General features: G+C 54.0%; 13 protein-coding genes and 3 tRNA genes. 15 read left to right on the top strand and 1 reads right to left on the bottom strand.

Features of this window, described 5'->3' with window-relative positions; genetic code table 11:
• Positions 1-127: 127 nt before the first annotated feature.
• The 3 genes from AB182_RS22925 (at position 128) to AB182_RS22915 (ending at position 514) form a co-directional block, all read left to right on the top strand.
• A tRNA-Gly gene (locus tag AB182_RS22925) sits at positions 128-203 on the top strand.
• Between the two features lie 72 nt (positions 204-275).
• Positions 276-351 (top strand) — tRNA-Gly (locus AB182_RS22920).
• An 87-nt stretch (positions 352-438) separates the two neighbouring features.
• Positions 439-514: transfer RNA gene (locus AB182_RS22915), tRNA-Gly, on the top strand.
• A 268-nt stretch (positions 515-782) separates the two neighbouring features.
• On the opposite strand, the gene queG is transcribed toward AB182_RS22915, so the two are convergent.
• Complete coding sequence (gene queG, locus AB182_RS22910; RefSeq protein ID WP_047372102.1) at positions 783-1,922, bottom strand: tRNA epoxyqueuosine(34) reductase QueG; 1,140 nt, start codon at positions 1,920-1,922, stop codon at positions 783-785.
• Between queG and nnr the strand changes: the two genes are divergently transcribed.
• The 12 genes from nnr (at position 1,921) to nsrR (ending at position 14,528) form a co-directional block, all read left to right on the top strand.
• Positions 1,921-3,468 carry a bifunctional ADP-dependent NAD(P)H-hydrate dehydratase/NAD(P)H-hydrate epimerase gene (nnr, locus tag AB182_RS22905; RefSeq protein ID WP_047372101.1) on the top strand — a complete coding sequence of 516 codons (1,548 nt, stop codon included), beginning with the start codon at positions 1,921-1,923 and terminating at the stop codon, positions 3,466-3,468. The genes queG and nnr overlap by 2 nt on opposite strands.
• Positions 3,440-3,901 (top strand): tRNA (adenosine(37)-N6)-threonylcarbamoyltransferase complex ATPase subunit type 1 TsaE, encoded by a 462-nt coding sequence (gene tsaE / locus AB182_RS22900; protein ID WP_047372100.1) that lies wholly within the window; start codon positions 3,440-3,442, stop codon positions 3,899-3,901. Before nnr ends, tsaE begins: the two co-directional genes overlap by 29 nt.
• A gap of 16 nt (positions 3,902-3,917) precedes the next feature.
• On the top strand, positions 3,918-5,258 hold the full coding sequence (gene amiB, locus AB182_RS22895) for an N-acetylmuramoyl-L-alanine amidase AmiB (protein WP_047372099.1): 1,341 nt from the start codon (positions 3,918-3,920) through the stop codon (positions 5,256-5,258).
• Positions 5,259-5,267: 9 nt separating this feature from the next.
• Positions 5,268-7,118, top strand: coding sequence for a DNA mismatch repair endonuclease MutL (gene mutL / locus AB182_RS22890; RefSeq protein ID WP_047372098.1), 1,851 nt, complete (start codon positions 5,268-5,270; stop codon positions 7,116-7,118).
• Positions 7,111-8,061, top strand: a complete 951-nt coding sequence (gene miaA, locus AB182_RS22885) for a tRNA (adenosine(37)-N6)-dimethylallyltransferase MiaA (protein WP_047372097.1) — start codon at positions 7,111-7,113, stop codon at positions 8,059-8,061. Before mutL ends, miaA begins: the two co-directional genes overlap by 8 nt.
• Positions 8,062-8,157: 96 nt before the next feature.
• On the top strand, positions 8,158-8,463 hold the full coding sequence (gene hfq / locus AB182_RS22880; RefSeq protein WP_047372096.1) for an RNA chaperone Hfq: 306 nt from the start codon (positions 8,158-8,160) through the stop codon (positions 8,461-8,463).
• Positions 8,464-8,538: 75 nt separating this feature from the next.
• The gene (hflX, locus tag AB182_RS22875; protein WP_047373417.1) at positions 8,539-9,819 is read left to right on the top strand and encodes a ribosome rescue GTPase HflX; all 1,281 of its coding nucleotides are present in this window, start codon (positions 8,539-8,541) and stop codon (positions 9,817-9,819) included.
• A 185-nt stretch (positions 9,820-10,004) separates the two neighbouring features.
• Positions 10,005-11,270, top strand: coding sequence for an FtsH protease activity modulator HflK (gene hflK, locus AB182_RS22870; RefSeq protein WP_047372095.1), 1,266 nt, complete (start codon positions 10,005-10,007; stop codon positions 11,268-11,270).
• A 2-nt stretch (positions 11,271-11,272) separates the two neighbouring features.
• The gene (gene hflC / locus AB182_RS22865) at positions 11,273-12,277 is read left to right on the top strand and encodes a protease modulator HflC (RefSeq protein WP_039077812.1); all 1,005 of its coding nucleotides are present in this window, start codon (positions 11,273-11,275) and stop codon (positions 12,275-12,277) included.
• 75 nt (positions 12,278-12,352) lie between these two features.
• Positions 12,353-12,550: a DUF2065 domain-containing protein gene (locus tag AB182_RS22860; protein ID WP_039077811.1), complete on the top strand. Its 198-nt coding sequence runs from the start codon at positions 12,353-12,355 to the stop codon at positions 12,548-12,550.
• Between the two features lie 103 nt (positions 12,551-12,653).
• A complete protein-coding gene (purA, locus tag AB182_RS22855; RefSeq protein ID WP_047372094.1) occupies positions 12,654-13,952 on the top strand; it encodes an adenylosuccinate synthase in 1,299 nt (432 codons plus the stop codon).
• 150 nt (positions 13,953-14,102) lie between these two features.
• Positions 14,103-14,528, top strand: coding sequence for a nitric oxide-sensing transcriptional repressor NsrR (nsrR, locus tag AB182_RS22850; RefSeq protein WP_047372093.1), 426 nt, complete (start codon positions 14,103-14,105; stop codon positions 14,526-14,528).
• The last annotated feature ends 34 nt before the right edge of the window (positions 14,529-14,562 follow it).

Here is a 14,562-nt window from a genome sequence, read left to right as displayed (position 1 = left end):
GAGCACTTGAAAGAAAAATTTAAAAAATCGTTTTCGGGGGGCTTGCAGGAGAAAGGAATTCTCGTATAATGCGCCTCCCGTGACGACACAGAAATGTGAAATTACGGCAGCAAGAAAAATGATGTTTGCGGGAATAGCTCAGTTGGTAGAGCACGACCTTGCCAAGGTCGGGGTCGCGAGTTCGAGTCTCGTTTCCCGCTCCAAAATTTGAATGCACCATCAATCGCCGGTATGCACGTGTAGCCAAGCTGTTGCAATGTGAAACCAGAGATTATGCGGGAATAGCTCAGTTGGTAGAGCACGACCTTGCCAAGGTCGGGGTCGCGAGTTCGAGTCTCGTTTCCCGCTCCAAAATTTGAAAGTATCGAAAGATACGTACCATCCGAATCACAGGATTTTGAGTTGCAACAAAGTGGCAACTTAAAAGACGAAGATTAAGCGGGAATAGCTCAGTTGGTAGAGCACGACCTTGCCAAGGTCGGGGTCGCGAGTTCGAGTCTCGTTTCCCGCTCCAAATTTTTACTCCATCAAATTATCCACAGCGGAAAGCACATGCTGCGGACGATTTTTTTCGTCCTTACATATTCTTGTAAACAGACTTATCCACAGATCGCTCGCCTTCATTTGAAATGACAATCGCTTCGCCTGATTAATAATCTCACTTTAACGTATTGAAATGTTTAATAAAAAATTCATCTTAAACTGTTAATCGGATCACTTGACGAATTTGTGGGCATTGATACGCAATGTGTTTTTAATTTTATTCACAAGCTGTGGATGGCTCAGGCGTCACGCATTAACCCTTTCTCGATGACCCTTACAAGGCGTTGTTTCTTCGGTGTCTGGACCTCCACCACGCAGGCATTTCGCTTTTCCACCTGTTGCGCAATGGCCCATTCTATATGTTCATCAAGAAGTGGGTGCTCACCCCGGCGTTGTTCCAGCGCACGAATATTGGCTTCGTCCCAGGGCGCATTGCCCAGCGCGACGGCAATATTACGCAGCCAGCGTAGATGACCAATACGGCGAATCGCCGATCCTTCCGTCACTTTCAAAAACCAGCTCTCACTCCAGGCAAATAATTCAATCAGTTCCGGTGCATGTAGCGCCTTGCGCGGACTGAAATCAGCTTCGTCTGTTAACTGTGAGAAACGGTTCCACGGGCAGATAAGCTGGCAGTCATCACAACCATAGATGCGATTACCGATTAACGGACGGAACTCCTCTGGAATCGCACCTTCCAGCTCAATAGTGAGATAAGAGATGCAGCGGCGCGCATCGACCGTATAGGGTTCGACAATCGCCCCGGTCGGGCAAATGGTGAGGCAGGCCACGCAGCGACCGCAGTTCTCTTCAATGGGCTGGTCGACTGGCAGGGGCAAATCAATGAGCAACTCTCCCAGAAAGAAGAACGATCCGGCGTGGCGATTCAGAATAAGTGAGTGCTTACCTACCCAGCCAAGCCCGGCTTTTTCAGCTAACGGGCGCTCAAGAATGGGCGCAGAATCCACAAAGGGTCTAAAATTCAGCGAAGCACAATGCTGCTGGATCTTTTCACCGAGTTGCTTTAATCGGTTACGTAACAATTTATGGTAATCGCGACCCAGCGCGTAGCGGCTGACATAGCCCAGCGTCGGGTTTTTAAGTGTGCTGGCGAAGGCGGCATTGGCGGGAAGATAATTCATTCTTACGCTGATAACCCGCAAGGTACCGGGCAGAAGCTCGTGTGGGCGGGCGCGCATCATGCCGTGTCGCGCCATCCACTCCATTTCGCCATGATATTGTTTGTCCAGCCATGCCTGCAGCTTGGGCTCGCTGGCGGAAAGGTCGGTGTCAGCGATCCCGACCTGCTGAAAACCCAGTTCAGTACCCCACTGTTTGATGCTGTGCGCTAATTGATTGAGATCGAGGGGTTCTGACATGACGGACCATACAATGAAGAAATACGCAGTAAGTATACCACACTCCATCTGGCCTGCGGATGAACTGCGACGGGCGGAAAAGGAGGCAGCAGATAGCCTGGGGATTACGCTGTTTGAGCTGATGCAGCGTGCGGGCGAAGCCGCGTTCAACGTCGCGCGGGAACACTACGCCGCAACGCGGCACTGGCTCGTGCTATGCGGCCATGGTAATAACGGCGGGGATGGCTATGTGGTCGCACGTCTGGCAGCGGCCGCGGGCATCGGGGTGACCCTGTTGGCTATTGAGGGGAGTAAGCCGCTGCCGGAAGAGGCACAGGCAGCGCGAGAGGCGTGGCTGAATGCGGGCGGTGTCATCCATGCCGCGGATATCGTCTGGCCTGATGACGTCGATCTGATTATTGATGGCTTACTGGGTACGGGGCTACACAGCGCTCCGGGAGAAGCTATCGCGGCTCTCATAACCCAGGCTAATGCGCATCCGGCCCCGGTCCTGGCGCTGGATATTCCTTCTGGTTTACAGGCCCAGACCGGTACAACGCCCGGCGCGGTCATCGAGGCTGCACACACCGTCACCTTTATCGCCCTGAAACCGGGGCTGCTAACCGGTAAGGCCCGGGATGTTGTCGGCGTGCTCCATCATCATGCTCTGGGGCTGGAGAATTGGCTGGCCGGGCAAGAAACGTTACTGACCCGGGTTGATGCGCGTTTCCTTACCCACTGGTTTACGCCACGCCGCCCCACCTCGCATAAAGGTTCTCATGGCCGACTGGTTATCATTGGCGGCGATCATGGCACGGCTGGCGCTATCCGCATGGCGGGTGAAGCGGCGCTACGGGCGGGGGCAGGGCTGGTGCGTGTGCTCACGCGTAGCGAAAATATTGCGCCCATCATGACAGCGCGACCGGAGCTAATGGTACATCAACTCACGCCACAGAGCCTTGAAGAGAGCCTGGAATGGGCCGATGTGGTGGTCATTGGGCCGGGACTTGGTCAGCAGGAGTGGGGCAAAAAAGCCCTGCAGAAAGTTGAGAATTTCCGCAAACCGATGCTCTGGGACGCCGATGCGCTGAACCTTCTGGCAATCAATCCCGATAAACGTCACAATCGCATCCTGACGCCACACCCTGGCGAGGCAGCGCGTCTGCTTGGCTGCTCCGTTGCAGAAATTGAAAGTGATCGCTTACTTTCTGTGCAACGTCTGCTACAACGATACGCAGGCGTTGTCGTTCTTAAAGGCGCGGGGACGGTGGTGGCGGGCGTTGACGGTAAGGTCAGCATTATTGATGCCGGCAATGCGGGTATGGCCAGCGGCGGTATGGGAGATGTGCTGTCTGGTATTATCGGCGCGCTGCTGGGGCAGAAACTTGAACTGTATGACGCGGCCTGCGCAGGCTGTCTCGCCCATGGCGTTGCGGCAGATGTGCTGGCGGCGCGACAGGGGATGCGGGGCATGCTGGCAACCGATCTTTTTTCCACGCTGGTGCGTGTAGTTAACCCGGACGTTATTGAAACAGAAGATGATGAATCGAGTAATTCCTTTACCTGACGAGCAAGCGACCCTGACTTTGGGGCAACGCATGGCGCAGGCTTGCGATGGCGCGACAGTGATTTACCTGTATGGCGACCTGGGTGCGGGTAAAACCACGTTCAGCCGGGGTTTTCTGCAGGCCCTGGGTCACCACGGGAACGTAAAAAGCCCGACCTATACGCTGGTTGAACCCTACACACTCGATAAGCTGAATGTGTACCACTTCGACCTGTATCGTCTTGCGGATCCTGAGGAGCTCGAATTCATGGGGATCCGCGATTACTTTACCAACGACGCTATTTGCCTGGTCGAGTGGCCGCAACAAGGTGCGGGTGTGCTGCCTGACCCGGATGTCGAAATTCATATTGATTACCAGGCGCAGGGGCGTGAGGCGCGCATTACTGCTGTATCCTCATCTGGCGATGCATTACTGGCACGTTTGGCCGGTTAATCTAAGGGATGACGGGATGATTTATCGCGTTAAAAGTTGGCTAATGACCGCACTGATTTTATTCAGCATGCAGGTCGGTGCGGCGAGTTTGTCAGATATTCAGGTTTCCAATGGAGATAACCAGGCCCGTATTACATTCAGTTTTATGGGCGACCCGGAATATGCCTTTTCTCAAGAAGGGAAGCGCAGCGTTGCGCTGGATATCAAACAAACCGGTGTCATTCAGGGGTTGCCGCTCCAGTTCAGCGGTAACAATTTGGTCAGAAGTATTCGTTCGGGCACGCCGAAGGATAGCCAGTCGTTACGTCTGGTGGTCGATTTAACGCAAAACGGTAAAACCCGTGCGGTGAAACAGCAAAGCGGCTCAGGTTATACCGTGGTGTTCACGATTGATGCCGATGTGCCGCCTCCGCCTCCACCGCCAAAAGTGGTGGCAAAACGCGTTGAAACACCAGCCATCGTGCCACAGCCGGTGCAGACCCAAACCGGGCGTAACCCTTTTAGCGCCAGTAACGATCGCATCACCAGCGTCACCAGCAGCAATACGGCGGTTCGTCCTGCGGCACAAGCGCGTCCGGCTTCCGGTGACAGTAAAGTCATCATTGCTATTGATGCCGGGCACGGTGGGCAGGATCCGGGCGCGATTGGTCCTGGCGGCACCCAGGAGAAAAACGTCACTATCTCTGTGGCGCGTAAACTGCGTACTTTGCTGAATGATGACCCGATGTTCAAAGCTGTAATGACTCGCGACGGCGATTACTTTATCTCGGTGATGGGGCGTTCAGACGTGGCGCGCAAACAAAACGCAAACTTCCTGGTATCGATTCATGCGGATGCCGCACCGAATCGTGATGCTACCGGCGCCTCTGTCTGGGTGCTTTCTAACCGTCGCGCCAACAGTGAAATGGCGGGCTGGCTTGAACAGCACGAGAAGCAGTCTGAGCTATTGGGCGGAGCGGGCGATGTGCTGGCGAACAGCCAGTCTGACCCTTACCTGAGCCAGGCGGTACTGGATTTACAGTTCGGCCATTCTCAGCGCGTCGGTTATGATGTCGCCAGCAGTATGATTACTCAGCTTGCGCGTATTGGCGCGCTGCATAAGCGACATCCGGAACACGCAAGCCTCGGCGTGCTTCGTTCGCCAGATATTCCATCGGTGCTGGTTGAAACCGGGTTTATCAGTAACAACAGCGAAGAGCGTATGCTGGGCAGCGATGAGTACCAACAGCAGCTTGCAGAAGCGATCTACACGGGTCTGCGCAATTATTTCCTTGCACACCCTCTGCAGTCAGCTCCGCAGGGTGGCACTGGACAGATGGCTAACGCCGCAGCGCCCGCCAGCGGATTGCTTAATTAAGGAGACTTCATGCCGATTCAGGTTTTGCCGCCACAGCTTGCGAACCAAATCGCCGCTGGCGAAGTGGTGGAACGCCCTGCCTCGGTGGTGAAGGAACTGGTGGAAAACAGCCTGGATGCGGGCGCGACCCGCATCGATATCGACATTGAACGCGGCGGAGCTAAGCTCATCCGCATTCGCGATAACGGCGGCGGCATTAAAAAAGATGAGCTGGCGCTGGCGCTGGCACGTCATGCCACCAGTAAAATCGCCTCGCTTGACGATCTGGAAGCCATCATCAGCCTGGGGTTTCGCGGTGAAGCGCTGGCCAGTATCAGCTCTGTTTCGCGTTTGACGCTCACCTCGCGCACCGCCGAACAGCAGGAGGCCTGGCAGGCTTATGCAGAAGGCCGCGATATGGACGTCACGGTTAAACCGGCCGCCCATCCCGTTGGTACCACGCTGGAAGTGCTGGACCTCTTCTATAACACCCCGGCGCGGCGCAAATTCATGCGTACCGAAAAAACCGAATTTGGTCATATCGATGAAGTTGTTCGACGCATCGCGTTGGCGCGTTTTGATGTCACCATCAACCTGAGCCATAACGGTAAAATGATGCGCCAGTACCGTGCGGTGACCCAGAACGGGCAAAAAGAGCGTCGACTGGGGGCTATTTGCGGTACTGCATTTCTGGAACAGGCGCTGGAAATCGAATGGCAGCACGGAGACCTGGCGCTACGTGGCTGGGTGGCCGAGCCCACGGCGACCACCTCCGCGTTTGCCGAAATCCAGTATTGCTATGTGAATGGCCGTATGATGCGCGATCGGCTGATTAATCATGCGATTCGTCAGGCCTGTGAAGACAAGCTTGGGGCCGATCAGCAGCCGGCATTTGTACTCTATTTAGAGATAGACCCGCATCAGGTCGATGTGAACGTACATCCGGCCAAACATGAAGTGCGTTTTCACCAGTCCAGGCTGGTGCATGACTTTATCTACCAGGGCGTGCTGAGCGTACTGCAACAGCAGACCGCGACAGCGTTACCGCTGGAAGATGAACCCGCACCGCGTCCGATACCGGAAAACCGCATTGCCGCCGGGCGCAATCACTTTGCCGAACCCTCGGTGATGCGCGAGCCCGCGCCACGAGCATCTGTTTCATCAGGGGTTTCTTCGGCAGGTTCTTCGCGTGCGCCATCGTGGCCAAACGCACAGCCGGGTTATCAGAAGCAACAAGGCGCACTGTACCGCCAGTTACTGGAAACCCCGGCTGCCGAACGTAAAGCGGATGTCGTCAAAGAGGCCGCTCCCGTTCTGGACGCGCACAGTCAGAGTTTTGGGCGAGTACTGACGGTTGTCGCGCCTGCTTTTGCTTTGCTCGAACGCGGCGGCAGGGTAGCGTTACTGGCGTTACCCGTGGCGGAACGTTGGTTGCGGCAGGCGCAATTGTCGCCGAATGGCGGCCCGGTGTGCGGGCAGCCGCTACTCATTCCCGTGCGTCTAAAAGTTTCGTCGCAAGAAAATGCCGCGTTAAAACGCGCGCAGCCTGTACTGGCCGAAATGGGTATCGAATTTGTACCGGATGGCCAACACGTTACGATTCGCGCCGTGCCTTTACCCTTACGACAACAAAATTTACAAATCTTGATTCCTGAACTGATAGGCTACCTGGCGCAGCAGACAGAGATTGATGCGATGAATGTTTCCCACTGGCTGGCCCGTCATCTGGCGAGCGAGCACACCCAGTGGAATATGGCGCAGGCCATTAGCCTGCTTACCGACGTCGAGCGTCTTTGTCCGCATCTGGTTAAGACCCCGCCAGATGGTTTGTTACAACCTGTTGATTTATCTATGGCGATGAATGCCCTGAAACATGAGTGATGTAAGCAAGGCTGGCCTGCCTAAGGCTATTTTTTTGATGGGGCCGACGGCCTCCGGCAAAACGGCATTAGCCATTGAGTTACGTAAAGTTTTGCCAGTTGAGTTGATAAGCGTGGATTCAGCCCTTATCTATCAGGGGATGGATATCGGTACGGCGAAACCGAATGCCGCAGAATTACGTGCCGCTCCGCACCGGTTGTTAGATATTCTTGACCCGGCGCAGGCGTACTCCGCGGCCGATTTTCGCCGCGATGCGCTGGCCGCTATGGCGGAGATTACCGCAGAAGGGCGCATTCCCCTGCTGGTTGGCGGCACAATGCTTTACTTTAAGGCGCTGCTGGAAGGGTTGTCCCCTTTGCCATCAGCGGACCCTGCGGTACGAGCAGAAATTGAAAGACAAGCAGCAGAGCGTGGATGGGACGCGTTGCACCAGCAGTTACAGACCATTGATCCTGTAGCCGCAGCGCGAATCCATCCAAATGATCCGCAAAGGCTTTCCCGGGCACTGGAAGTTTTTTTCATTTCGGGTAAAACTTTAACAGATCTGACGCAAACGTCTGGAGAGACTCTGCCGTATCAGGTGCATCAGTTCGCCATCGCCCCGGCGAGCCGTGAACTGCTCCATCAGCGAATTGAGCAGCGTTTTCATCAGATGTTAGCTTCGGGTTTTGAAGCAGAAGTGCGGGCGCTTTTTGCTCGCGGAGATTTGCATACGGATATGCCTTCCGTTCGTTGTGTGGGTTATCGCCAGATGTGGTCTTATCTTGAAGGCGAAATCTCCTACGACGAAATGGTTTACAGAGGTGTTTGCGCCACGAGGCAGTTAGCGAAGCGGCAAATAACCTGGTTGCGCGGCTGGGATGGCGTTCACTGGTTAGACAGTGAAAAGCCCCAAGAGTCATACAACGAAGTGTTACAGGTTATTGGTGCGATCGCGAATTGAATGTGTACAATCAAGTTGTATCGTGCGCAAAATTTTACGCAGTTTTCAGAACTCCCGGGTTCTAAGTACAAAACAAGCATATAAGGAAAAGATAGAATGGCTAAGGGGCAATCTTTACAAGATCCGTTCCTGAACGCACTGCGTCGGGAACGTGTTCCAGTTTCAATTTATTTGGTGAATGGTATCAAGCTGCAAGGGCAAATTGAGTCTTTCGATCAGTTCGTGATCCTGTTGAAAAACACGGTCAGCCAGATGGTCTACAAGCATGCTATTTCCACTGTTGTTCCGTCTCGCCCGGTTTCTCATCATAGCAACAACGCGGGTGGCGGCTCCAGCAGCAACTATCATCATGGTAGCAATGCACAGGCTTCTGCGCAGCAGGACAGCGAAGAGACCGAATAAGGTTGCTTGCTGTTTATCTACATCGGGGAGCCAGGGTTTCTGTGTTCCCCGCTGATCTTTTTTGAGGGTTTACGCTTGTTTGACCGTTATGACGCCGGTGAGCAGGCGGTACTGGTACACATCTATTTTTCGCAAGACAAAGATATGGAAGATCTCCAGGAGTTTGAATCTCTGGTCTCTTCCGCCGGTGTCGAAGCAATGCAGGTGATTACCGGGAGCCGTAAAGCACCGCACCCCAAGTATTTTGTTGGTGAAGGTAAAGCCGTTGAGATTGCGGATGCCGTGAAAGCGACGGGCGCGTCCGTTGTGCTCTTTGATCATGCGCTGACCCCAGCCCAGGAACGTAACCTGGAGCGTTTATGTGAATGCCGTGTTATCGATCGCACGGGGTTGATATTAGATATTTTTGCCCAGCGTGCGCGTACCCATGAGGGTAAGTTGCAGGTTGAGCTGGCGCAGTTGCGTCACCTGGCGACACGCCTGGTGCGTGGCTGGACCCACCTTGAACGACAGAAAGGCGGGATTGGTTTGCGTGGCCCGGGTGAAACCCAGCTCGAAACTGACCGTCGTCTTCTGCGTAATCGTATTACCCAGATCCTCTCGCGTCTCGAACGCGTTGAGAAGCAGCGTGAGCAGGGACGTCGTTCCCGCACGAAAGCGGACATCCCTACGGTGTCGCTGGTGGGCTATACCAACGCCGGTAAATCCACCCTGTTTAATCAAATAACCGAGGCTCAGGTGTATGCCGCGGATCAGCTGTTTGCGACGCTCGATCCGACGCTACGCCGTATTGACGTCGCCGATGTAGGGGAAACCGTACTGGCGGATACCGTCGGTTTTATTCGCCATCTGCCGCACGATCTGGTGGCGGCGTTTAAAGCGACGTTGCAGGAAACCCGGCAGGCAACGCTGTTATTGCATGTCATTGACGCTGCGGATGTGCGTGTCGCTGACAACATCGATGCCGTCAATATTGTGCTTGAAGAGATCGATGCACATGAAATTCCGACGCTGCTGGTGATGAACAAAATCGATATGCTGGACGATTTTGAACCGCGTATCGACCGTGATGATGAAAATAAACCGATTCGGGTGTGGCTTTCCGCCCAGACCGGAATCGGCGTACCACTGTTATTCCAGGCTTTAACTGAGCGACTGTCTGGCGAGGTTGCGCAGCATACGTTGCGTTTGCCGGCAAAAGAAGGTCGTCTGAGAAGTCGTTTTTATCAGCTTCAGGCCATCGAAAAAGAGTGGATGGAGGAAGACGGAAGTCTGGGCATACAGGTGCGTATGCCAATTGTGGACTGGCGTCGCCTCTGTAAACAAGAACCGGCACTGGAAGACTACGTCGTCTGACCGGTTGGCCAGAAGGATTTTCCCCTTTTGGGGTACCATAAATGATTTGGGTTGCAGCGCGGCGGCAACTGAATGCGTTCCCGGCAGCATAGAGAACTATGTGACCAGAGCAAATGAAGGCGGTCAACAAAGAGGCAGCCCAAAGCATGAAGGGTAAAACCGCATAACAAATATGGAGCACATACATGGCGTGGAATCAGCCCGGTAACAACGGACAAGACCGCGACCCGTGGGGAAGCAGCAAACCAGGCGGCAACTCTGAGGGAAATGGAAACAAAGGCGGTCGCGATCAGGGGCCACCTGATCTGGATGATATCTTCCGTAAACTGAGCAAAAAACTCGGCGGCCTGGGCGGTGGCAAAGGCACCGGTTCAGGTGGCGCAGGCCAACAACCTTCCGGCCCGCGTGGCCATGTTGGCGGCCGTATCGTAAGCATCGTTGCGGCTGCCGCCGTGATTATCTGGGCTGCCAGTGGGTTCTACACCATCAAAGAAGCGGAACGTGGCGTTGTAACCCGTTTCGGTAAATTCAGCCATCTGGTAGAGCCAGGTCTGAACTGGAAACCGACCTTTATCGATAACGTGACGGCGGTAAATGTTGAGTCCGTTCGCGAACTGGCAGCGTCCGGAGTGATGTTAACGTCCGATGAAAACGTCGTGCGTGTCGAAATGAACGTGCAGTACCGCGTGACCGATCCTGAACGTTATCTCTATAGCGTGACCAGCGCGGATGACAGCCTGCGCCAGGCGACAGACAGTGCGCTGCGTGGCGTAATTGGTAAATATGGCATGGACCGCATCCTGACGGAAGGTCGTACCGTTATCCGTAGCGATACCCAGCGTGAGCTGGAAGAGACCATCAGACCGTACAACATGGGCATCACGCTGCTGGACGTCAACTTCCAGGCGGCGCGTCCGCCAGAAGAGGTCAAAGCCGCGTTTGATGATGCGATTGCCGCACGTGAAAACGAGCAGCAATTCATCCGTGAAGCGGAAGCGTACACCAACGAGGTGCAGCCACGCGCAAATGGTCAGGCGCAGCGTATCCTGGAAGAAGCGCGTGCGTACAAGACCCAAACCATTCTGGAAGCGCAGGGTGAAGTGGCTCGCTTTGCGAAGATTCTGCCTGAGTATAAAGCCGCGCCGGAAATTACCCGTGAGCGTCTCTATATTGAGACCATGGAAAAAGTGCTGAGCCATACCCGTAAAGTGCTGGTCAACGATAAAGGCGGCAACCTGATGGTTCTGCCGCTTGATCAGATGCTGAAAGGCGGGAATGCACCTGCGGCAAAGAGCGATAGCAGTGGCGCGAACAACCTTCTGCGCCTGCCGCCTGCATCCTCTTCCGGTAACAGCGGTGCGAGCAATTCATCGTCCATCAGTCAGGGCGACATCATGGACCAACGCCGCGCTAACGCGCAGCGTAACGACTATCAGCGTCAGGGGGAATAACGATGCGTAAGTCAGTTATCGCGATTATCATCATCGCGCTGGTAGTGCTCTACACCTCTATTTTTGTCGTAAAAGAGGGTGAACGCGGGATCAAATTCCAGTTCAGCAGCGTCGTGCGTGACGGCGATAAAAAGCCGGTAATTTATGAGCCTGGCCTACATTTCAAAGTGCCTTTTATTCAGTCCGTTAAAATGATGGACGCGCGTATTCAGACGATGGATAACCAGGCCGATCGTTTCGTGACCAAAGAGAAGAAAGACCTGATTGTCGACTCGTACATTAAGTGGCGAATCAGCGATTTCAGCCGTTACTTCCTGGCAACGGGCGGCGGCGATGTCTCTCAGGCAGAAGTACTGCTGAAACGTAAATTCTCGGACCGTCTGCGTTCTGAAATTGGTCGCCTGGATGTCAAAGACATCGTGACCGACTCCCGTGGTCGCCTGACGCTGGAAGTACGTGACGCGCTGAACTCCGGCTCTGCGGGTACGGTAGACGAAGTGACCACGCCAGCGGCGGATAACGAAATCGCTAAAGCGGCGGAGCGCGTTCAGGCTGAAACCAACGGCAAAGTGCCAGTGGTCAACCCGAACAGTATGGCGGCTCTGGGTATTGAAGTTGTTGACGTGCGTATCAAGCAGATCAACCTGCCAACCGAAGTTTCAGAAGCGATCTTCAACCGTATGCGTGCTGAGCGTGAAGCGGTTGCCCGTCGCCACCGTTCTCAGGGTCAGGAAGAGGCTGAAAAACTGCGCGCAGCGGCTGATTATGAAGTCACGAAGACACTGGCGGAATCTGAGCGTCAGGGCCGTATCCTGCGTGGTGAAGGCGATGCCGAAGCAGCAAAACTGTTTGCTGACGCCTTTAGCCAGGATCCAGACTTCTACGCCTTTATTCGTAGCCTGCGTGCTTACGAAAGCAGTTTCCAGAGCAACCAGGATGTTATGGTGCTCAGCCCGGATAGCGATTTCTTCCGCTACATGAAGACACCGACTTCCGCGACACGTTAAACTGACCTCATCGGTTTAGACGTCAAAACCACCGGCCTCATCAGGACGGTGGTTTTCTTTTTATAAGGATAAAAAATGAACGCAACAATCTGGCTGGCACTGGCGCTCGTGCTGGTATTTGAAGGTCTCGGTCCGATGCTGTATCCCCGAGCCTGGCGGCGAATGATTGCCACGATGAGCACATTGCCAGATAACCTGCTGCGTCGCTTCGGAGGGGGTCTTGTGGTCGCCGGTATCGTTATCTACTACATGTTGAGGAAAACGATTGGCTGATCAAAAAACGGTCGGATTTGCCTCATTTTGGGTACAAAAAGTGCTGTATATCTGAAAAAGCGATGGTAGAATCCATTTTTAAGCAAACGGTGATTTTGAAAAAATGGGTAACAACGTCGTCGTACTGGGCACCCAATGGGGTGACGAAGGTAAAGGGAAGATTGTTGATCTTCTGACTGAACGGGCTAAATATGTTGTTCGCTACCAGGGCGGTCACAACGCAGGCCATACTCTCGTAATCAACGGTGAAAAAACCGTCCTCCATCTTATTCCATCAGGCATTCTTCGTGAAAATGTGACCAGCATCATCGGTAACGGTGTTGTGCTGTCTCCGGCTGCACTGATGAAAGAGATGAAAGAACTGGAAGACCGTGGTATCCCGGTTCGTGAACGTCTGCTGCTCTCCGAAGCATGCCCGCTGATCCTTGATTATCACGTCGCGCTCGATGTGGCACGTGAGAAAGCGCGCGGTGCAAAAGCTATCGGCACCACCGGTCGTGGTATCGGACCTGCTTATGAAGACAAAGTTGCTCGCCGCGGTCTGCGTGTGGGTGATCTGTTCGACAAAGCGACCTTTGCTGACAAACTGAAAGAGGTGATGGAATATCACAACTTCCAGCTGGTGAATTTCTATAAAGTTGAAGCGGTTGACTACCAGAAAGTGCTGGACGATGTCATGGCGATTGCCGACATCCTCACTGCCATGGTGGTTGATGTTTCCGATCTGTTGGATCAGGCGCGTAAGCGTGGCGACTTCGTCATGTTCGAAGGCGCGCAGGGTACGCTGCTCGATATCGACCACGGTACTTATCCGTATGTAACCTCGTCTAACACCACCGCAGGCGGCGTGGCAACCGGCTCTGGCCTTGGCCCGCGTTACGTTGATTACGTACTGGGTATCATCAAAGCTTACTCCACACGCGTGGGTGCGGGTCCGTTCCCGACGGAACTGTTCGATGATATCGGCGAGTTCCTGTGCAAACAGGGTAACGAGTACGGTGCAACCACGGGTCGCCGTCGTCGTACCGGCTGGCTGGACTCTGTTGCCGTGCGTCGTGCCGTACAGATCAACTCCCTGTCTGGCTTCTGCCTGACCAAGCTGGATGTTCTGGACGGTCTGAAAGAAGTGAAGATCTGTGTTGCTTACCGTATGCCGGATGGCCGCGAAGTGACGACGACTCCGCTGGCAGCAGACAACTGGGAAGGTATTGAGCCGATTTATGAAACCATGCCGGGCTGGTCTGAATCGACCTTTGGCGTGAAAGAGCGTAGCGGGTTACCGCAAGCGGCGTTGAATTACATCAAACGCATTGAAGAACTGACGGGTGTACCGATCGATATTATCTCTACCGGTCCGGACCGCACAGAAACTATGATCCTGCGCGACCCATTCGACGCGTAATGATCCCGGGGCTTGCCTGGCAGGCCCCACTCTTCCTGCTTTTTTCCCCTTCAGTTCAAATAAATTAGCGGCATTCCTGTTGGCTGGTTTATCATCAATAGAGTCAATACCTGTAGGTATCTCACCTTTCTCCCTTTTACTGAGGTAGATGTGCAGTTAACAAGTTTTACGGATTACGGATTACGCGCGCTGATTTACATGGCTTCTTTGCCGGAAGGAAAGATGACCAGCATTACCGAGGTCACTGAAATTTATGGCGTGTCCCGTAATCATATGGTCAAAATAATCAATCAACTTAGTCGTGAAGGTTACGTTGCTGCCGTCAGAGGAAAAAATGGCGGGATTCGTCTTGGTCGGGCAGCGAAAGATATCTGCATTGGCGATGTCGTGCGTGACCTGGAACCCCTGGCGCTGGTTAACTGCAGCAGTGAGTTTTGCCATATCACTTCCGCCTGCCGCCTTAAGCGGGCGCTTTCTAAGGCTGTGCAAAGTTTTCTCAAGGAGCTGGATAACTACACGCTGGCCGATTTGGTTGAAGAGAATCAACCGCTTTACAAATTATTGCTGGTGGACTGAAAACATCGCCACCAGAGATGACAACGGAGGAACC

This window comes from Phytobacter ursingii (assembly GCF_001022135.1).
Classification (GTDB): Bacteria; Pseudomonadota; Gammaproteobacteria; order Enterobacterales; family Enterobacteriaceae; genus Phytobacter; species Phytobacter ursingii.
Note: the sequence above shows the minus strand (reverse complement) of the source record. Positions and strands in the feature narration are given on the sequence as shown.